The organism is Chitinophaga sp. Cy-1792, assembly GCF_011752935.1.
In the GTDB taxonomy this organism is placed as follows: Bacteria; Bacteroidota; Bacteroidia; order Chitinophagales; family Chitinophagaceae; genus Chitinophaga.
On record NZ_VWWO01000002.1, the window covers coordinates 299,136 to 319,715 of the forward strand.

At 47.6% G+C, this 20,580-nt stretch carries 18 protein-coding genes; 11 read left to right on the forward strand and 7 right to left on the reverse strand.

The genetic code is table 11. From position 1 onward, the window contains the following. Positions 1-3: 3 nt before the first annotated feature. The gene (locus F3J22_RS15595) at positions 4-2,244 is read right to left on the reverse strand and encodes a sensor histidine kinase (protein WP_167018886.1); all 2,241 of its coding nucleotides are present in this window, start codon (positions 2,242-2,244) and stop codon (positions 4-6) included. Positions 2,245-2,356: 112 nt separating this feature from the next. Between F3J22_RS15595 and F3J22_RS15600 the strand changes: the two genes are divergently transcribed. The 3 genes from F3J22_RS15600 to F3J22_RS15610 all read left to right on the forward strand — a co-directional run bounded on the left by F3J22_RS15600 (position 2,357) and on the right by F3J22_RS15610 (position 4,977). Further along, positions 2,357-2,848, forward strand: coding sequence for a hypothetical protein (locus F3J22_RS15600; RefSeq protein ID WP_167018887.1), 492 nt, complete (start codon positions 2,357-2,359; stop codon positions 2,846-2,848). A gap of 664 nt (positions 2,849-3,512) precedes the next feature. Beyond that, positions 3,513-4,199, forward strand: coding sequence for a dihydrofolate reductase family protein (locus F3J22_RS15605; RefSeq protein ID WP_167018888.1), 687 nt, complete (start codon positions 3,513-3,515; stop codon positions 4,197-4,199). Positions 4,200-4,314: 115 nt separating this feature from the next. Further along, complete coding sequence (locus F3J22_RS15610) at positions 4,315-4,977, forward strand: hypothetical protein (protein WP_167018889.1); 663 nt, start codon at positions 4,315-4,317, stop codon at positions 4,975-4,977. 81 nt (positions 4,978-5,058) lie between these two features. Here the strand turns inward: F3J22_RS15610 and F3J22_RS15615 are convergent, their stop codons facing one another. Beyond that, positions 5,059-6,480 (reverse strand): RtcB family protein, encoded by a 1,422-nt coding sequence (locus F3J22_RS15615; protein ID WP_205195329.1) that lies wholly within the window; start codon positions 6,478-6,480, stop codon positions 5,059-5,061. Between the two features lie 335 nt (positions 6,481-6,815). Continuing rightward, positions 6,816-7,016 (reverse strand): hypothetical protein, encoded by a 201-nt coding sequence (locus F3J22_RS15620; protein WP_167018890.1) that lies wholly within the window; start codon positions 7,014-7,016, stop codon positions 6,816-6,818. 87 nt (positions 7,017-7,103) lie between these two features. Here F3J22_RS15620 and F3J22_RS15625 point away from each other — a divergent pair, with 87 nt between their 5' ends. The 4 genes from F3J22_RS15625 (at position 7,104) to F3J22_RS15640 (ending at position 10,721) form a co-directional block, all read left to right on the forward strand. Then, entirely contained in the window at positions 7,104-7,385 is a 282-nt protein-coding gene (locus F3J22_RS15625) for a hypothetical protein (RefSeq protein WP_167018891.1), read from the forward strand. A gap of 8 nt (positions 7,386-7,393) precedes the next feature. Beyond that, positions 7,394-8,116, forward strand: a complete 723-nt coding sequence (locus F3J22_RS15630; RefSeq protein ID WP_167018892.1) for a hypothetical protein — start codon at positions 7,394-7,396, stop codon at positions 8,114-8,116. Between the two features lie 101 nt (positions 8,117-8,217). Continuing rightward, entirely contained in the window at positions 8,218-9,987 is a 1,770-nt protein-coding gene (locus F3J22_RS15635; RefSeq protein WP_167018893.1) for an oleate hydratase, read from the forward strand. Positions 9,988-10,334: 347 nt separating this feature from the next. Then, positions 10,335-10,721, forward strand: a complete 387-nt coding sequence (locus F3J22_RS15640; RefSeq protein WP_167018894.1) for a hypothetical protein — start codon at positions 10,335-10,337, stop codon at positions 10,719-10,721. Here the strand turns inward: F3J22_RS15640 and F3J22_RS15645 are convergent, their stop codons facing one another. After that, positions 10,722-11,546, reverse strand: a complete 825-nt coding sequence (locus F3J22_RS15645) for a mechanosensitive ion channel family protein (protein ID WP_167018895.1) — start codon at positions 11,544-11,546, stop codon at positions 10,722-10,724. A 237-nt stretch (positions 11,547-11,783) separates the two neighbouring features. Between F3J22_RS15645 and F3J22_RS15650 the strand changes: the two genes are divergently transcribed. Both F3J22_RS15650 and F3J22_RS15655 read left to right on the forward strand, forming a co-directional pair. Beyond that, a complete protein-coding gene (locus F3J22_RS15650; RefSeq protein ID WP_167018896.1) occupies positions 11,784-13,271 on the forward strand; it encodes a hypothetical protein in 1,488 nt (495 codons plus the stop codon). A 246-nt stretch (positions 13,272-13,517) separates the two neighbouring features. After that, a complete protein-coding gene (locus tag F3J22_RS15655) occupies positions 13,518-13,982 on the forward strand; it encodes a hypothetical protein (RefSeq protein WP_167018897.1) in 465 nt (154 codons plus the stop codon). A 505-nt stretch (positions 13,983-14,487) separates the two neighbouring features. On the opposite strand, the gene F3J22_RS15660 is transcribed toward F3J22_RS15655, so the two are convergent. Both F3J22_RS15660 and F3J22_RS15665 read right to left on the reverse strand, forming a co-directional pair. Continuing rightward, positions 14,488-15,045 carry a thioredoxin family protein gene (locus F3J22_RS15660; RefSeq protein WP_167018898.1) on the reverse strand — a complete coding sequence of 186 codons (558 nt, stop codon included), beginning with the start codon at positions 15,043-15,045 and terminating at the stop codon, positions 14,488-14,490. Between the two features lie 71 nt (positions 15,046-15,116). Next, positions 15,117-15,491 carry a VOC family protein gene (locus F3J22_RS15665; protein WP_167018899.1) on the reverse strand — a complete coding sequence of 125 codons (375 nt, stop codon included), beginning with the start codon at positions 15,489-15,491 and terminating at the stop codon, positions 15,117-15,119. 164 nt (positions 15,492-15,655) lie between these two features. On the opposite strand from F3J22_RS15665, the gene F3J22_RS15670 reads away from it, so the two are divergent. After that, positions 15,656-16,177: a GNAT family N-acetyltransferase gene (locus tag F3J22_RS15670; protein WP_167018900.1), complete on the forward strand. Its 522-nt coding sequence runs from the start codon at positions 15,656-15,658 to the stop codon at positions 16,175-16,177. Positions 16,178-16,287: 110 nt separating this feature from the next. On the opposite strand, the gene F3J22_RS15675 is transcribed toward F3J22_RS15670, so the two are convergent. Next, positions 16,288-17,073, reverse strand: a complete 786-nt coding sequence (locus tag F3J22_RS15675) for a DeoR/GlpR family DNA-binding transcription regulator (RefSeq protein WP_167018901.1) — start codon at positions 17,071-17,073, stop codon at positions 16,288-16,290. Between the two features lie 330 nt (positions 17,074-17,403). On the opposite strand from F3J22_RS15675, the gene F3J22_RS15680 reads away from it, so the two are divergent. Then, complete coding sequence (locus F3J22_RS15680; RefSeq protein WP_167018902.1) at positions 17,404-20,571, forward strand: SusC/RagA family TonB-linked outer membrane protein; 3,168 nt, start codon at positions 17,404-17,406, stop codon at positions 20,569-20,571. The last annotated feature ends 9 nt before the right edge of the window (positions 20,572-20,580 follow it).

A 20,580-nucleotide genomic window follows, 5' to 3' on the forward strand; every position in this document is an offset into this window, starting at 1 on the left:
CTATTATCCTTTTACAGCACATTCAATGGTAAAGGTGGACCCTGTGCCGGAGGAATCCACTTCAAGTACGCCGTGCAGCATTTCTACGCGGCTCTGTATATTAGCCAGTCCGGCACCTTTCAGCGCCTGGAACTGCGATTTATCAAATCCCTTGCCATCATCTTCTACAATCAGGAAGATGCGGTCGTCCCGTTGCTGCAGCTGTACGAGTATCTCGCTGGCGCCGGCATGTTTTACGGCATTGTTCACCAGCTCCTGCATGATGCGGTATAGCGTCACCTGGCGACTATGTTCCATATCATTGCGGTAGTGATATATCTGGCAGGATACCGGCACGCCTGATTTCTTCAGGCCATTGCAGTATTCCCGGATAGCCTCTCCCAGACCATATTTCAGCAGTACTTCCGGCATCATACTGCGGGCAATGCGGCGCAGCTCATCTACGGCACTGTCCAGGTGGTGCATGGTTTTATGTACAATGGTTTGCTGCGGAGATGCGGTTTCGGGCGCATTCAATGCGGAGAGCTCAATCTTCACGCCGGAGAGCAGGCCACCAAGCCCGTCGTGTAAGTCACGCGCCAGGCGGGTACGTTCCTGTTCCTGGCCTTCCAGCATGGCAGAAAGCACCGTCATGCGGTGTTCCTGGTTGATTTTGTCCAGCTCCAGGTCATGTAGCTTCTGTTTCTGCCGAAGGGCATTGGAGCGCTGTTTAAACGCATAGTACAACACCAGTGCCGAAAGAAACAGGGCAATGGTCAGGATGGAATAGATCTTATTCAGTTTACGGTTATAGGCAAAACGCTCACTCATGGCCTTCAGCTCCTGTTCGCGCCTGGTGGTCTTGAAATTGGCGGCAGACAAAGCTTTCTGCTGTACTTCTGCTGCATATTTGGCATCCAGCAGGGCATTGTCTTTCACGATGGCGGCATAGCGGGCGGTCAGCAGGGCTTTGTCTTTCACACCGGAGAGGTAGCGGGCATGTATCAGCTCCCGGTTGCGCTGTTCGGCGATGAGCTTTATTTCCAGCAGGTTCTTTTCCTTTTTGGCCATCTCGTACCGCGCTTCCAGGTCTTTCGCTTTATTCATCTTATCTATATCAAACAATTCCTTATAGGTATTCATATATTGTTTGTAGTTAGATAAAGCCTTGGTAGTATCTTTCTTTTTCTCATATACTTCTGCCAGTCCGAGGTAAGACTGGGAGAGATTATAGCGGTCGTACAGCGGGTCTGCCAGGCTGGTTACTACGGCATTGTCATAGAGGTCTATGGCGTTATTGTAGTCGCCGTTGCTAAAGGCTTCATTGGCCAGGGTATTGTACACGCCGGCTTCTACGGCGTATTGTTTGGTCAGGCGTCCTTCCTCCAGGGCAATTTTATTGTAGTAGTTGATGCTATCCTGGTTGGCAGGTGTTTTAGGCATGTTTTCCTGGTAGATGTTGGCGATGCCGATGGCTGAGAAAGGAATATCGCTGGGGGTGATGAGCCGTTGCCGGTTGGCACGCGCGATGTTCAGGGAGTACCGCATATAATAGAGGGCGGAGTCCAGCGCAGGGCGGTAGGTGTCGTTGTTGGTGCGGTAGAGGTTCAGGAAGTAGGCGCCTCGTTCCTGGGTGGCGCTGATCAGCTTTTCCAGCATGCCTAGCTTATAGGCGGCGTTAAGGGAGAGGCGGGTGTATTTTTCTACGTTGACGAGGTCGTACCATTTAAAGTAGATGCCTGCCAGTTCTGAATAGATGGTCTGGCAGTATTTCAGCCCGGATGGTTGGGATTCCATGATGTCCAGTGCCTGCTGCAGGGTATGTATGGCTTCCGTTTCTTTATGGCCCCTTGTTTCCAGCCATCCTTTCATGTACAGTACATATCCTTTGGTAATAACACTGTTAGAATGCCTGATGAAGTAGTTGGCGCTGTCCATACAGCGTCGGGTGGCTTCTTCGTCGCCCATGATATAGTAGGAGGCGGCGAGCATACCATACGTATGGGCGCGGTACATGCCATCTTTCATGGGGGCGGCCATGGCAATGGATTTGTAGAGGATGTCGATACCGTCGTCTTGGTTGGAATTGAAGAATACCACTTGTCCGAGGCGGTCCATGGCGTCTATACGTTTATCCAGTGGCAGTTGGTGGTTGCCGGCGATTTTCCGCAGTGAATCCGCGAGGTACTGGGCTGCGGCCCGTTCTGCCGTTAGTGGCAGCAGGAAGCAGCATAAGCATATGGTCAGGTATAATTGTCGCATCATATAACAGTTGCAAAATTACTATTGTCTGTGAATTAAAAATGGCTGATTTCAGGGATATCGTCTCCCTGGTGCCGGGAGTACTTTTGCTTTGTCTAAACGAAAAACTAAAGAAATGAAACGAGTAAATGCTATTCCTGCCCTTTTGTTTGCTGCTATAGTGGCGGTATGCCTTTCCAGCTGCGGCGCTGTGCAGAACCCCGTAGAGTATAACAATAAGCTGATGATGGTAGTGAATGATAACGAGAAGAGCATGAACGAAATGAATACTGCCATGGCGGGCCAGGACTACTCTAAAGCAGAAGTGGTGCGCAAATCCTGGGCGGAAAAGCTGGATAAATCCATCAGCGAAGTAGATAAAATGGAAGACCTCAAAGAAGATGAGGGCTTGAAGGCGGCAGTGGTAAAAGGTTTGAAAGGTTATCAGCAAATTGCGGCTACAGATTATAAAAATTTGATAGAGCTGCGCAACAGGGAGAAGTCGGGCGATGCCACCGTGCAGTTGCAGATCCAGGCTTCCCTGACAAAAATCAACAATGGTTTTGATGCCATTGCAGGCACAATCAACAAAGCTTCGAACGATTTCGAAAAAAAATACAACAAGTAAGCATGTCCGGTGGACATAGGGGTTAGAATCGGGGTCTCTTTCTGGAGACCCTTTTTTATTTTCCGGGCCTGCGGTAGCTTCCCCTTCCGCTGCAGTCCGGTGTTTAGGGACACTTTCATCCCCGGTAGAAGGAAGGTTTCGCTCTTCTCCCGGGTTGGGCGCATCAGCAGCATTCCCACAATTTTCCTGGGCTGGGCGTCTTTTATACACAGCAGCATTCCCGCTATTCTCTAGGGTTTCTTTACGCTGCAGTGGCAGCATTCCCGCAATTTTCCTGGATTGGGCGTCTTTTATACGCAGTAGCATTCCCACTATTCTCTATGGTTTCTTTTCGCTGCAGTGGCAGCATTCCCGCAATTTTGCAGGTTTTGGCGTCTTTTATACACAGCAGCATTCCCGTTATTCTCTAGGGGCTGTTGGTTACTTTTCGCTGCTGTGGCAGCATTCCCTCAATTTTCCCGAGTTGGGCGGCTTTATATGCAGTAGCGAAATCATTCCCCCGCTATTTATCGGGGGCTTGGGGGTAGCTTCCCTCCCAGGTGGAAGCTACCCCCCTGATTTTTAAATCGCAATGCCGAAGGCATTGCGATTTAAAAATCAGTAACAAAACACAATCGGAACAAATATCGGATTCACTTGTAATACATAAAAACGTTACAACTTTATGAAAGTGATATGTCATATGATCTCTTCGGTAGATGGAAAGATTAAGGTGAGCGACTGGGGCGAGGCGCTGTATAACAAATCTTTTTCCGGCTTATATGAAGAATGCCATAACTCCTACAGGGCAGAAGCCTGGCTGTGCGGCCGTGTTACGATGAGTGAGTTTGCCAACGCAGAAACCCCGGTACATGAGCCTGTTACAGAAAAAGTGGAACGTATCGCATTTATCGCTGACCCCGGCGCGGATTCCTTTGCCATAGCGGCAGACTCCCACGGCAAGCTGGGCTGGAAATCCAACGAGATCGGCGGAGATCATATCATACAACTGCTGAGTGAGTCGGTAAGTGATGGTTACCTGCTGTACCTCCAGAAAAGAAAAATATCCTATCTCTTCGCCGGCAAAGAAAAGCTGGACCTCGGACTGGCACTGAAAAAGCTAAAGGAACATTTCCCTATCGATACTTTGATGGTAGAAGGTGGTGGTACTACTAACGGCACTATGTTACAGGCAGGCCTCATCGATGAGCTGAGTCTGCTCATCGCGCCGGTGGCCGACGGTACTGCCGGCGGCAATACCATATTCGATGTCCCCGGACTTTTTTCCGCAGCACCGGGACATCACCTGAAGCTGCTCTCGTGTGAGAAGCTGGGAGAGGATGTGATATGGTTGAAGTATGCGTGTAAATAATTTAAAAAAGCAGAGGTCCCCGGTCATTGACCGGGGACCTCTGCTTTTTTATCCAGTCCGGAAACGCCACTCCATGGTACAATAACGGGTTAGGATATATCGTTTTTATCTCCCTATGAAATATATTATTTTATCCCTGGGAATACTGCTGTTATACGCTTGTAATGAGCCTCCCAAACCGGAAGTAATCCTTCAGCCACCGCATACACGAACAATGGATATACAGTTGAAAGACACTTGCTTGGGTCTATTGACGATGGCAATCCCCGAAAGGTATGATACCTCCTTTTCCTGGACAGATTTCTCCGATTGTTACAGTTGTGGTTTTGAGAAATACAGATTACAGCCAGCAACATTACCGATTGACAAGGAATCAGGATTTATATACTTCCATCAGCAGGCGGATTCCGTTGACAATATCACCATTGCCTATAGTCCTATTACAAAGTTTGATCATCCTTCCAGGCCGGACAGTGCTACCATAGTAAGGCATCATAAAGAATTTATAAGAAATCTGAGGCAAAGCTGTAAGGAAGAAGGTCTGGAGATGCCAGTTGATACGATGCTGCTTGTTAACCACCGGCTTATCTCCGTGGTGATTTATATGCCTGAAGAAAGGAAAGGGGTGCGCTGTGATAAGATAGAAGCCTATGTAAATATGGCTGGTTATGGTGCTTCCATCACTTACAATTTAAAATCAAAACCATCAGACACACTCCATGAGCATTTTGTTGATAGAACAATGTGTCTGATAAAGACCATCTGTACAAAAGATTAGTTAGTCATTCAGAGGTTTTAAAAGTTGCGGCCGAAGGCCGCAACTTTTAAAAAAATTCTTTGCGTGCTTTGCAGGAAATACTTAATCCTCCGCACTACCGTCGTCGGCCATACGAACCACTTTCGGTGTAAACTGCGCTACCGAATGTACCAGCGCCTGCTGGGCTTCCATGATGGCGAAAATATCTTTATAGGCAAATGGTGCTTCATCTGTACCACCTCCAATCAGCGTTACGCCTTCCTGTGCCAGTTGGGCTTTCATCTCTGCGGGGCTGATGTTTTTATTGGCCTGTGTACGGCTCATTTGTCGGCCTGCCCCGTGGGAAGCTGAATTTACCGCTGCGGCAGCGCCTTTACCACGTACCAGGAAACCTGGTGTGGCCATAGAGCCCGGGATAATCCCCATGACACCTTCACCTGCCGGGGTGGCGCCTTTTCGGTGTACGATCACTTCTTCACCTTTCCATTGTTCTTTCCAGGCGAAGTTATGGTGGTTTTCCACTTTGGCCAGTACCTGCGCACCCAATGCGGTGGCTATTTTCTGATGGATTACATCATGGCAGGCAGCGGCGTAGTCGCCGGCCAGTTCCATGGCCAGCCAGTAATCATTCCCTTCGGCACTGTTCAGGTCCAGCCAGGCGAGGTTTTTAGCCTCGTCAGGCAGCTTACAGATAGATTTGGCCAGCTGGGTATAATGGGCGGCCAGTATACCGCCAAATCCGCGGGAACCGCTATGTGTCAGCAGGGCCAGGTATTTTCCTTTAGGAATCCCCAGCGGAAGGTCGTCTGCCGGGAAGTCGATGTACCCGAATTCCACGAAGTGGTTACCACCGCCGGAGCTTCCCAGCTGTGCCCAGGCTTTATCTTTCAGGTTTTTGATGATAGGGTGTTCGGTGAATAGGTTATTTTCCAGCACAGCATGATCGGAGCGCTGGTCGGGCTTAAAGCCTGGGCCGGCGCCGAAATGGGTGTTATTCACCAGTACAGACTGATACAGGTCTCGGTTATTTTCGAAATGGCTGACCGGTATATCCAGTACCGTTAATGCCATCCGGCAACCGATGTCGTTACCTACGCCGTAAGGGATAACCACCCCGCGGGTAGCCAGTACACCGCCGATAGGCAGGGCATAGCCCTGGTGGGCGTCGGGCATTAAGGCACCGGCAACAGCTACCGGCAGCCGCATGGCGATATTCATCTGTTTGATGGCACCCTCGCCAATATTCTCACGGCCAAACACCGTATAGGCACCGGTTGTAGCATTTAATGGGATCACTGCATTATCGATGGCGCGCTGGGCTTCCAGCTGTAAAGCCTTTGCCAGCGGCCCGAATACGGCATGGTCTTCAAAAGCAGCAGGGGATTGCAGTATCTGCCGGAACTGAGCTGACAGGTCGTCGCGGGTCAGGCCGGAAAGCCCTGTGGCGATGTTCAATGCTACGCCAATGGCACTGTTAGGAGTATATCCGATGGCGATTAAATCAGTTCCGTTAATTGTTGTCATAATTGTATGTTTTGGGTTATTGTCTGATGACATTACAAAGATGCAAATGCACCTGCGCAGTCTTATTGCGCAGTTGATTTTTTTATAGAAAGATGAGGAGCTGGATAAATAACCGGGAGAATTTTTCCATTGTTTTTTATAAATTTACCCGAACAGGGAATTCAGCCTGATGGCGGGTTTCCATTTAATCTATGCTAAACGGAGAAGATGAAAAAGATGTTACGCTGGGCGTTGATCATAGGTAGCGCCGCCTGTATCGCCTATATTGGCTTTTTAATGTATGTTTATTTTTCTTTATCGGCAGCTTTTAGCGCCTTAGCTGGCTGACGATTAATCTAGCAAATCATAATGCCTGAATTGTTGAAATACCACCGGGGATGGTGGGTACGGAGTGTTTTCTTTCTCCTGGTAGCGGGCGCAGGTCTGGTGTTGGGAATACCTATGATAATGAGACGGGTTACACCTTGCAGCGGAGACGGTTGTTTGATTATCTTCATCCCTATATTTGGCTGGTTGCTGGTGGTTATTGCAGGCATTATATGTTTTTATAGTGTCAGATATCTATGCCGATATTACCGTTTTAAGAAACGTGTTTCCCGATAAAAACGCTGTAAATCTATACTATGAGCGCCCCCATTCAATGGCCATCTACTAAGTGGTTTCTCTATGTGTTCTTTACGTTGGTAGCCGCTATGGGCCTGCTGCTGGGACTTGTAGCATTTTTCGGTGCTTTCCGGATTCCTCCTCCGGCGCCCAAAGGTACGCATCAGATGCGCTGTGGGACAGGGATAATACCATTACTATTCATGGGTTTATTGATAGGTATTCCTTCAGGCATAGCATTGTATAACTGCATCAGATACCTGGTGAAAAATTTCCGGCTTAACCAGGATACAACCGTATGATTACTTCTATGACTTTTTTTCGCAGACCTCCCGTATGGCTGATGCTGCTCATAATGCTGACTGGTATTGTCCTTTGCGCTATCGCCTGGCCAATGGACTATTACACCGACCAGGCAAAAATTGATGCCATTCAGCGAATGGATGTTGAGGTTAAAGATTACTATACGCTTGCAGATAGCCTGCGTACATCAAAAGCAATGTTGCTGGACCTTGGCACAGGTCTGATCAGTTTTTCAATAACGATGCTGTTCTTTTTTTACAAAAGACCCATTACCTCTTTCCGGGATATCCTGGGCCTGAAGGCTAATCCATACCGTCGCATGATATTGCATGCTAACCTGGTATGGCTGGCATTACTGCCGGCTTTGATTTGCTACCTCGATAAGAAAGGAAGCAGAGGCGATTTTGCGCCGGATGATGATATTGCCAATGCCTTAAGTGTTACTATTGGTGGATGTGCTATTATGTGCTTAATCCTGCCGCTGAACACTTTTCTCCTGGTATTGGAGGGGGAGCTGCGTTTGCCTGCGCCGCTTTTCTATCGGCCTGAAAAATATACCTTTAAACTCTTCTGCTGGGAAATATTCTTCGATAGTTTACTCTTACTGAATATCGCATCGCTGCTATTTTTTATCGTCGATGGTAATTATCTTGCCATCCCTGTCTGCCTGTATTTTACCTATATACTTTTACTATACAGAGCCGGAAAATTAAATATGAGCGCATCTTAATATATCCCCCGGATACGCGCCTGTATTGATTTTATTGCCTGAACTTTTCCATTCCGCGGGTTGTTTCCAATAAATTATACGGAAACCTAAACGCAAACGATATGTATTACAGTAATGGAAACTATGAGGCTTTTGCAAAACCTGTTAAACCCGACAACGTAGATAGTAAATCGGCCTGGCTGGTGGGCTGCGGCCTGGCCTCCATGGCTGCCGCCGTTTTCCTCATCAGAGACGGACAAATGAAAGGTGATCGTATCACCATCTTCGAAGAACTGAAGCTGCCAGGTGGTAGTCTGGACGGTATTCTGCAACCTACCAACGGCTTCATCATCCGCGGCGGCCGCGAAATGGAAAACCACTTCGAATGCCTCTGGGACTGCTTCCGCTCTGTGCCTTCCCTGGAAATAGAAGGCGCATCCGTGCTCGACGAATTCTACTGGCTCAACAAAAAAGACCCTAACTTCTCACATATGCGCGCTACCATGAAACGTGGTGAAAGCGCGCATACTGATGGTAAATTTACGCTCAGCACTAAAGCCACAGAAGAAATTATCAAGCTATTCATTACTGCTGAAGATCAGCTGAACGATAAACGTATCAACGAAGTATTCTCCGATGAATTCTTTAAGTCCAATTTCTGGCTGTACTGGCGTACCATGTTCGCGTTTGAAGAATGGCACAGCGCCATGGAAATGCGCCGTTATATCAACCGGTTCATTCACCATATCGGCGGACTCCCGGACCTCTCTGCGCTGAAATTTACCAAGTATAACCAGTACGAATCACTGGTGCTCCCGCTGATATCTTTCCTGAAAAACAATGGTGTGAGGTTTCTCTATGAAACCCAGGTGCAGAATGTTATTGTGGAGAATGTTGGCAGCAGAAAGGTGGCGAAGAAAATCATCTATGAACAGGCTGGTGAAAAGAAAGAGGCCAACCTCGCAGAAACAGACCTGGTCTTCGTTACTAATGGCAGCATCACGGAAAGCTCCACCTATGGCGATCAGGACAATCCTGCTGTCATGGACCCTTCTCCGGGCGGCAGCTGGACGCTATGGAAAAACCTCGCGGCACAGGATAAGTCCTTCGGTAAACCGGATAAGTTTTGCGGCAATATCGCCGAAACAAACTTCGTCAGTGCTACCGTTACCACGCTGGACGACAGGATCCCGCCCTATATCGAAAAAATCTGTAAACGTGATCCCTTTGCCGGTAAAGTCGTTACCGGTGGTATCGTGTCGGTAAAAGATTCTAACTGGCTCCTCAGCTGGACTTTCAACCGGCAGCCGCATTTCAAGGCACAGACGGATAAACAGCTGGTAGGCTGGATCTACGGCCTCTTTTCCGACAGGCCAGGCAACTATGTGAAGAAGCCCATGAAAGACTGCTCCGGTATTGAGATCTGCGAAGAATGGCTCTACCACATGGGTGTGCCGGAAACGGAAATTCATAATATGGCCGTCAACTCCGCCAATACCATCCCCTGTATGATGCCTTACGTAATGTCGTATTTCATGCCACGCGCAGCCGGCGACCGCCCTCAGGTAGTGCCGGCAGGATGTGTGAACCTGGCTTTTATCGGCAACTTCGCAGAAACGGAAAGAGATACGGTGTTTACAACAGAGTATTCTGTTAGAACAGCCATGGAGGCAGTATATCGCCTGCTCAATGTAGATCGCGGCGTACCGGAAGTATTCGCTTCCTGCTTCGATATCAGGGTGCTGCTGAGCTCTTCCGCTAAAATGATGGATGGCAAAAAGCTCAGGGACATGAAGCTGCCTTGGCTCATGAAATATATCGAGAAGAAAGTGATCGATAAAAGCAAAGGCACCATCATTTATGAAATGCTTAAAAAGGCAAACCTGATATAAGGTAAGCATCTGCATAAAAAAATACAGGCAGGGCTAAGTGCAAACCGCTGTCAGCCCTGCTTCTAAATAAAATTCTGTACTTCATTACCAAACAACAAAACACCATCCTTACAAACAGCAAAACGTAAGCCTTGCAAGCAACAAAATGTAGGTCTTATGCTGCTTTGCCCCTTATGCCGCTTTGCGAGCAAGAAAAAGTGCCGAAGGCGCAAGCGAGCTAAATCTGACAAAAAATCGGGGCAATTTCATTTTTCTGCTCCCGCCAACTGAAGTATATTGCAGGCTTCAGCCCGGTCTTGGATTTAGCTGCTTTGTATTAACCCGATTTATTTCTACCTTGACGCTGTATGAATAAGAGTTACATCATTTATTTCCAGGGAGTTTTGAAGGCGATAGGACATGACGCCGCTGCCATTCATACGCCTGCCTACTTTATGCATACATGGAACGATTTCGTGACTTCCTGTATGGGTGAGTATAAAGGTTCTATTTTTGATTTTGATAACGGGATCATCTTACGTACTACCATACACGAAATTATGGGAGATATCTCCCTTACTGCTTTTCCTGAATTCGATAATTTCTGTAGTCATATCAGTATCACCGATCAGCGCTTCCGCTTGCTGGTGCAGGATGGCCGTCCGGGTGAGTTCTGGTGGGAGCGGGCCTTATTGCTCAACGCCGGCCAGCTCTATAAGGAACAGGTGAAACTGTATTATGGCTTTGGCTACTAACTACATCAGGTTAGCCCCTTTCAGTGAACTGATCACCTGCGATGTAATCAGGTGTACCGTTTTCGGATAGGCATCCGGCACCTGGCTATCTACCCAGCAGGTGACAGTAATCAACAGTTGTTTTGTGGCAATGTCCATACCTGTAAACCAGGCCGTTTTGGCCTTATCTGCCTGCACGCCCGGTATTTCCGCCACTATCCTGTTGATGATGGCTTCGGCCTGATCTGTCTGCTGGGTAGGAGGCATACCGAATGTCAGCACGATCCGTCGCAGCGGCGTCAGCGAATGGTTAATGATAGGTTTCTGGAAGATGTCTTTATTGGGAATGATAACCCGGAGGCCATCATCTGTAACCATAGTGGTAGAGCGGAGTTCGATTTCATCTACTGTACCTTTGAAGCCATTGGTTTCAATCACCTGGCCAACGGCAAAAGGCTTTTTGAAAGTGATAAACAACCCGGAGATAAAGTTGGCTGTGAGGTCCTGGAAAGCGAAGCCCAGTGCGAGTCCTATGATACCTGCACCTGCCAGCAGCGAAGTGACAGCCTTATCAAGGTTCAGGATATTCAACGAGATAAACAGGCCCATCATCAGGAAGATGATATACACCAGGCTGGCAATAAGGTTGCTGACGGCCGGCGCGCTGGACAGTCGCTGAGAGAATTTATAGGTTAGTGTTCTGATAAATCGCGCCAGCAGATAAAAAAGTATAAATACAATAATGGCTACCACGAAATTGGGCAACATCTCTACGGTTGTGGTCAGCCAGCCATGCAGCTTGTTATAGACCAGTGTTCCGTAACTGGTGATCTGTTGTTCGTTCATATTGCGGAGATTTATTTTTCAATGATCGCTGGCTACTACCGTTGGCATCACATCGGTCGCAGACCTTCTCTTTTTATCCAGATATAACAGCAGATATCCCAAAGGGTTGTAGCCAGCCCGATATATCATTCTTTTTTACCTGTTGCTGATACTAATTTCTTTTTTGTAAAGAGAGATATTTGTATTGTGATTTTCTGTTATTAGATTTATTTCATTCGATTGCAATAAATCCTTGTTATGAAAAAAATATTCTTATCAGTCTTTATGGTGGCTGGTTTCATTAACGTATATGCGCAACAGTGGGTATCGCCGGGAGAAAGCGGGAAACTGAGCTACGGCACTACCGGCCGTGGCGACAGGATCATCGACTTTTCCTATGCCGGTTACAAAGGAGGAGGCGTGGCCATTCCCCGGGTGCCGGTGAAGATCAGGTTGCAACCGGTGGCGGGCGACAATGCCGCCGCGATACAATCGGCCATCGACGAGGTATCCGCGATGCCGCTGGTAAATGGCTCCAGGGGCGCCGTACTACTGGGCCCGGGCACGTATGAATGCAGCAAAACAATCGCGATACAGGCCTCCGGCGTCGTACTGCAGGGCAGCGGCAACCGCGAGAACGGCACCGTACTACAGCTGAGCGGCGAAGCACATAATGCCGTGGTGATACGTGGCAGTGTTCGTGCAGTCGTGGCCGGTATACCGGTTAGGATCACTGATAAATATGTGCCTTCCGGCAGCATACAGGTAAACGTGGATAAAGCGTCCAATTTCCATGCCGGCGATACTATTCGTATAACCAAACCCGTTACACCGGAATGGGTGCATTTTATGGGTATGGATGACCTGGTGAGAGATGGAAAACCGCAGACATGGATCAACGGGGAAATCACCACAGACAGGGTTGTGCGTGCGGTTAAAGGCAATACACTATTGCTGGACGTACCGTTGACAGATAGTTACGATGCGGCTTTCACAGGGCCGCAGGGCAGCACCGTGCAGCAGGTGAGTTTACAGGGAGAGCTGCAAAACTGTGGTATCAGCAACTTCAGCATTGTATCGCCAACGCAGACGGGCACCATCAATGAGCGGCATCACCAGGCCTTCTTTATTGGCGGCGTCTGCGATGCATGGGCCACCAACATCACCGTATACAATACCATTAACAGCATTACCGTAGCGGGGCGCCGTGTAACGCTCGACAGCATCAGCATCTACCACGACAGCGCTACCATTGGTGCGGCCAAGCCGGCAGACATCAGCACCAACGGCCCGCAGATACTGGTAAACAGGTGTTATATCAGTGGCAGGAATGTTTTCTATATCGCCACTGGCGCTAAAGTAACAGGGCCTATTGTTATAAAGGATTGCCTGTTTGAAGGAGGGGGCTGGATACAGCCGCATCAGCGTTGGGCTACCGGCCTCCTGGTCGACAACTGCCGTGTTCCCGGCGGCGGTATTGAATTCATGAACAGGGGAGAGATGGGCTCCGGCCATGGCTGGGCTATTGGCTGGGCAGTAGCCTGGAATTCCACCGCAGCATCATTCCTGAACCAGCAGCCGCCCGGCGCCATGAACTGGATGATCGGCTGTACCGGCGATCGCCGCCAGGAGGCAAGGCCGTTTGATAAATCGCCTTACTTACCCGAAGGCATATACGTTTCGCATGGTAAGCCGGTATTGCCGGCGAGCTTGTATGACCAACAGCTGAAGGAAAGGCAGCGTTAATGCATTAACCGATAGTAATTCCCTGGGGTGTTGGGAGCCACCGCAGGTGGCCTCCAACACCCTATCAAATTTCGATGCCGCAGGCATCGGAATTTGATAGGGGAAAATAAAATTTGATAATAGTAGTATCAATTTGAAATGTTGATTAATATATTGATTATTAGATAATTATGTAATAAAAAATATCTTTCTTTTGTTTATTATTGAACCGCTTTTCACTAATTTTATATCGTCGTTAATCTCATTGTGAAAAACCAAAAAATATCAAACAAAGTGATAGAAGAACTTAAACAGGAAATTGATGATCTCAAAAAATTGGTTTCAATCAATTTCCATAATCCCATCTTAAATAATACTTATCTAAGTAGTCTGCGGGCACTTCAGCATTCCCCGGTATCTGATCAGTATGATCCATCAGGATACAGACAGGCGCCAGTTTCGAGAGAGCTGATTATGAATTTAATTTCCTGGTTTTTTAAGGCTAATGCGGCTATAATAGATTCCATTTTTCAAGATGCCCAGGTGCGAAATGATTTTTCATATTTTATAGTTTTAAGGCCGGATACAGAGGATAACAGAAATATTTTTTTCGATTTTCTTGATATCTATGAGGACATAAAGGCTTACTCCAAACCTTCCATCTATTTTCAATTCGTTTCGGAGAGATTAAAAAAGGAAATTATGAACAAGAAAGTCCAACTTACATTTTGAGGAACCATGCAGAAGCATCTTAACCAGACTGTGCACAATTCGCAGCTTCATTCCTTTTTATGCAAAATCTACCCTGATAGATATTTTGATTGGAAGATAACTATGTTGTTTTATGTGGCTATCCATTATTTAAAGGCGTTGGCAGCATATAGAGGCATCGAGATAGGGGATACGCACATCGAAATATTTGCCAATTGTTCTCCTGGCAGATATGGTGCAATGCCGATTTCTAAAAACGCATGGTCAAAGTATAGAGCCATGCATAATCATTCACGTAATGCGCGGTACGAAGGTTTTCTGGATGGTGAATTGTTTGAAAGCGTAATGAAGGAAAACCATGAGGCTTGTGTTGATCACCTGGGGTTTCTACGAAAATATATAGCAGGACAAGGATTGGTACAACTTGACCGATAGCAACCTGGAACCCACCGCAGGTAGCCCCCTAAAAAATGATCGTCTTTCAATGCCTATGGCATCGAAAGACGATCATTAAAAAATATCCGCATTACTGCTGTATCAGCAACAGTAACTCGCGTTGCAGGCTCACGCCTTTATCTTCATTATACCATTGTTGCAGCGCAATTTTGAGTGTCTCAAAATCTGCTTTACTGGCGTGCAGTTCATCATATAATACCTGGCATTCTGCCGGTCTCGGGCCCCAGACAGCGATATCTTTTCCTGCTGCATCACGCATGATGAGTTTAGGGATAGATTTGCTGGTGCCGTTGGTCAGGTATTGCTGGATCAGGTGTGGCGGCGAATCGCGCAGCTGATAATCTGTAGTGATCAGCGGGTTGAGTGCTGCCAGCATCTGGATGAAGGGCACACTATGGGAGGCGTCACCACACCATGGCTCGGTAATGATGATCCATTGTTGCGGTGCTGCTATGTTTTTGATGGCGGTAGCCAGGTCGTCGTTGAGTTTGCCGGTTTTCAGCCAGCGTGATTGTCTGGACCAGTTTAACTTGGTATAGTTCAGATAATCAGGGTTGTTGTAGGGTGCTGAAGGGGAAGGGTTGTGTAATATCTCCTGAAACACTGCTTCATATGCATTAAAATCCATGATATACTCCTTTTATTCCGGTGCTAAAAATTAAAATCCCTGCAAAGATACTAAGTTCTGCGTGGACCTCGCTATTGGCTGGTATCGGTACATATCCACCAGGTATTGCCAAAGGGGTCTTTTACGCCTCCGGAGCGGCCATAGGGTTGGTCCGTTACCTCCATGACAGTTTCACAGCCATTTTCCAGGGCTTTTTTGAACGTTTGGTCCGCATCGGCGACGTAAATAAAGAGCCCGGCAGGTTGAGGCTGCCAGTCGTCTTTAGTGGAGCTGAACATAATGCAGCAATTGCCGATCATGATTTCTCCGTGTTTGAATACGTTGTCCAGGAAGCTGCGTTCTTTTTCGGTGGCGCCAAAAACTTTGGCAGTGAAGTCGAAGAATTTTTCGCCATCGGGGAGGATGAGGTAGGGCATTACCTGGTTATAGCCTTCAGGAATTTTCATAGTGATGCTATTTAAGCGTGAGAAAATCGGTTAAATAATCTGATTACCAAATTACAATAATCGCTGCATTAAAACAGCGGTAGCAGAAATTCGCCGCTGTATAGAAAACGCCGGTGGAAACTATTATCTTGTCAGAGATTTTGAACCGCATAAAAATAGTGACAATGACTACAACATTCCATATAGCGCCATTGGTGTATGAGCCGGAAATTATTGCTGCGCTCTCCGACCTGCTGATAGAAACAGTTGAGCATGGAGGCTCTGTAAGTTTTATGCATCCTTTGGAGGAGCAGGTGGCTGCTTCCTTCTGGAAATCGAGTATCAACAGTGCCATTGCAGGGGAGCGTGTGGTGCTGGGGGCTTTTGAGGGGGCTTACCTCGTAGGCTCGGTAACGTTACTGCTGAACTGTCCGCCTAACCAACCCCACCGCGCCGAAATTGCGAAGATGATGGTACGGGTGAAGCACCGTGGGAAGGGAATAGGGCGTGCCTTGCTGAAAGCTGCTGAGGAGCAGGCGTTGCGCCGTGATAAGTGGTTGCTGACGCTGGATACCGCTGAAGAAGTTGGTGCTGCCGGACTATATGAAAAGTTTGGCTTTCAGAAAGTGGGTGTGATACCGGATTTTGCGTTGAAGCCAGCTGGTGGCCTGACGGGTACCGTTATTTACTATAAGAAACTCAATTAGGGGCCCGGGGAGTTTTATGTTGGGTGCTATGCGCCAAACATAAAACTCCCCGGGCCGCATCCGGATGCCGAAGGCATCCGGATGCGGCCCGAAAAAATATAATGCAGGTATTACAAGATCGTCAGTTCTTTCGCTATATATGCTTGCAACTCCTTACTATCTGCCGGCAGCTCAGTAATGAGATAATGAATATCCGACAGGTCGGCGATCTTCATCTTCATAGAGCTATTCAGTTTTTCAGAAATTGCAAGAATTGCAACTTTGTCTGCAGCTTTTATCATGGCTTTTTTAACCTGTATTGTTTCCCAGTCGGCGTCGGTGAGGCCGTTGACAGGGTCTATGGCATTGGTGCCTATGATGCACAGGTCTGCCTTGATATTGGACAGGTATTCGAATACTTCCCCGCTAACGGTCATCTGGCTATAGGCCGAAATCTGCCCACCTATTACAATGGTTTTGATCATGGGCTTATCCAGCAGCTCAACGGCACTCAGCACGTTCACGGTGATGAAGGTGGCTTTGAGGTTGTTGGGGATTTTTTTGATGAACTCCCGGATGGTAGTACCGCCTCCTATTAATACGATCATATCGTCCCGCAGTAATTGCAGCGTTTTTTCTGCAATAACCCCTTTATTTTGCTGGGCATACGTTTCAGATTCATGGCCATAATGATAGGCGATGGACATGGCACCGCCTTTTATTTTTACCACTTCACCATCGTCTGCCAGCTCATTTACGTCGCGGCGGATCGTGTCTTCGGATACGTTAATAAGGTTTACCAGTTCGGTATACGTAATACGGGTGTGGATATTCACCTGTTGAATAATCAGTTGCTTCCTCGCTTTTTTAGTGAGGGTTACAGGAGGTAGCTGTTCGTGGGTATTTGCACTATCCATAGTTTGGTTCGACAGTTCAATGTTAGATGAAAGTATTATAGTCCTTTTTCGTGGAATATGAGATTTGCATCTAATATAATAATAACCACAAAAATAATTGTTCAGCTGAGAATTTTTGCATTTTTATTATTGTTTAATAAAATCTTTGCAATTATTGAGATTAAGTTAATGATTAATTATCAATTATTTAACGAGAATATTAGTTTGGTTAGATAAAATATCTGGCAGATGTTGCAGAAAATTTTGCAAAATATTTGCAAGTTTCGCAAATATACCTATTTTTAGACCTGTATTTCCGCAATATTTGAAGAACGTCAACCAAACCACAAGATGAAAAATGTCATAAACCTGGCGACTTTACCGAAACTATTCCTGTACTTCATGTGCCTGATCGGCTTTTCCACCGCATTCGCACAAACTAAACCGGCCCACATCACCGGTACAGTTACCGGTGCAGACGGACAGAAAATTATCGGTGCCAACGTCATCCTCCAGAATGCCAAAGGCATTGGAGCCATTTCAGATGTAGAAGGTAAATTCTCCATCAACATCCCCGCAAATCACCCGCAGGGAAACATCACACTCCTCGTTACCTTCATCGGTTACGATAAAAAAGAAGTAACACTCAACGCCAACCAATCTGATATCTCCATCCAGCTGGAAACAAGTTCCAAAGCACTGAATGAACTGGTAGTAACGGCGCTGGGTATCAAAAAGGAAAAGAAAGCAACCGCATTCGCCATCACAGAAGTGAAAGGCAGCGAGTTTACCAAAGCCCGCGCCAACAACATCGGCGACGCGCTCTCCGGTAAAGTAGCCGGCCTCAACTCTTCCTCCCTGGCCTCCGGCCCAGGCGGGTCCAGCCGCGTAACTATTCGTGGTACAGGTTCCCTCTCCGGTGAAACGCAACCGCTCTACGTAATCAATGGTATGCCGATCGATAACACCGCCAACAGCAGCCCTTCCAGCGGCAACGGTTCTATCGGTCTTAACCAGGACCGCGGCGACGGTATCGGTGGTATCAACCCGGATGATATCGAAACCATTACCGTACTGAAAGGTGGCCCGGCAGCAGCCCTGTACGGCTCCCGCGCCTCCAACGGCGTTATCCTCATTACAACCAAAAAAGGCGTGAAACAAAAAGGTATCGGCGTAGACTATAACGGCACCTTTACCATGGAAACGCCTTCTGTTACACCAGACTGGCAATACGAATATGGTTCCGGTACCAACGGCAATAAACCACAGACAGCGCAAGACGCTATCAACGCCGGCCGCCTCTCCTGGGGTCCTAAAATGGACGGCTCCAACGTGGTGCAGTTCGACGGCGTAGCCCGCCCGTATTCTCCACAGAAGAATAATATCAAGAACTTCTACAATATCGGTAATACCTTCACCAATAGTGTAGCATTTGCCGGCGGCAACGAAAATACCAGCTTCCGCGCATCACTCTCTGATATGAACAACCACGGCCTGGTTCCTAACCAGCACCTGAATAAGAAAATATTTACACTCGGCCTGAACTCCAACCTGAGCAAACGCCTCAGCGCTGAAGGTTACGCCCAATATAATGTGGAGAAATCCCAGAACCGTGCCGGCCTGGGTGATGCTACCGGTAACCCTAACTGGGGTACCTACATGCTGGCTAATACCGTTGATATCCGCAATCTCAAACCTGGCTACGATGCCAGCGGCAACGAGATCAAATGGAATCCTTCGGAATTCGCTACCAACCCTTACTTCGCGGTAAATAAATTCCAGAACCACGACGACCGTAACCGCTTTATCGGTAACATCGGACTGAAATATAATATCCTCGACAACTTCTTCGTTCGCGGCCGCGTGACACACGATTACCTCAATACCAGCTATGTAGGTATCGTGCCTTCCGGTACGGCGTATATGCCTGATGGTTACTATATCGGCAATACCAGCGTAATCAAGGAAACCAATGCTGAACTGACGTTCAACTACAATGGTAAAATCGCCCGCGACCTGTCTTTCACTGCACTGGCAGGCGGCAACAGACGTAAAGCTACCAGCGACGTAACGATCATGCAGGGACCTAAATTCTTCCAGCCTGGCTTCTACGATCCAAGCAACGTGGTGAGTTTAACAACTTCAGTTACCAACGCACACCTGGCGACCAACTCCGTTTTTGCATCACTGGACCTGAACTATAAAGACCTGCTCTATATCAGTGCTACCGGTCGTAACGACTGGTTCTCCACACTGGCAATGAACAGCAATAATATCTTCTATCCTTCTGTAGGCGCCAGCTTCCTGTTATCTCAGGCTGTGGCTATGCCGGCATGGGTAAACTACGCGAAGATCAGAAGCTCCTGGGCACAGGTAGGTGGTGGCGCTCCACAGCCTTATGCGCTCAACCAAACCTATAGCATGGTGCCAGGCGGTGGTCACCTCAACCAGCCACTGCAAACACCTACGCAAACAGGTAACAGCACCACTTCCGGTCTGCTGCAGGCGCCTAATCCTAACCTGAAACCATATACGTCTACCACTGCGGAAATTGGTCTGGAAGGCCGATTCCTCAACAGCAGACTTGGTTTCGACCTGACCTTCTACCAGCGTAAAACTTCCAATGATATCATGCAGGTATCTGTGTCTCCGGCCAGCGGCTACAACTACGCTTATCTCAACGTAGGCGCCATGAGCAACAAAGGCCTGGAACTCCTCGTCACTGCTACACCATACGTAAACAAGAATTTCTCCTGGGATGTAAGCTTCAACGCTGCGTATAACCGTAACCGTGTAGATGCCCTCAATGGCCTGGATAACCTCATCCTGGACCAGAGCGTTAACAACTATGCATACCTCTATGCAGAAGTAGGCAAGCCTTACAGCACGATCATGGGATACAAAGTGAAGAAAGATGCACAGGGTAATACCATGTACGATAAGAGTACCGGTTATGAATTGAAATCAGATCTTACCAGTCTGGGTACCGGTATCTCTCCATACACCGGCGGTATCACCAATACCTTCCACTACAAACGCTTCGACTTCAGCTTCCTCGTAGATGGTAAATTCGGTGGCCACGTATATTCTGCTACTAACCTCTATGGTACCCGCTTCGGTTTAACCAAACTGACGCTGCCAGGCCGCGATAACGGATTGACAGTAACCGGCGTAGACCAGGATGGTAAACCGTTTACCAAAACATTTACCTATGCTACCGGTTTACAGCAGTACTACGACAACTATAAAAATCTCTCTGAAAAATTCGTGTATGACGCCAGCTTCGTGAAACTGAGACAAGTTGTATTGACCTACAACATCCCGGTACAGTTGCTGTCATTCGCCAAAGTACAGAATGCAAGCGTTTCCTTTGTTGCAAGAAACCTGTTTATCCTGTACAAGAATGCGCCGAATATCGATCCTGAATCTACATTCACCAATAGCAGTGCGCAAGGATTTGAAATGTTTGGTGTTCCGCCAACAAGAAGCTATGGCCTTAACCTGAATGTTAAATTCTAATCATCTCTA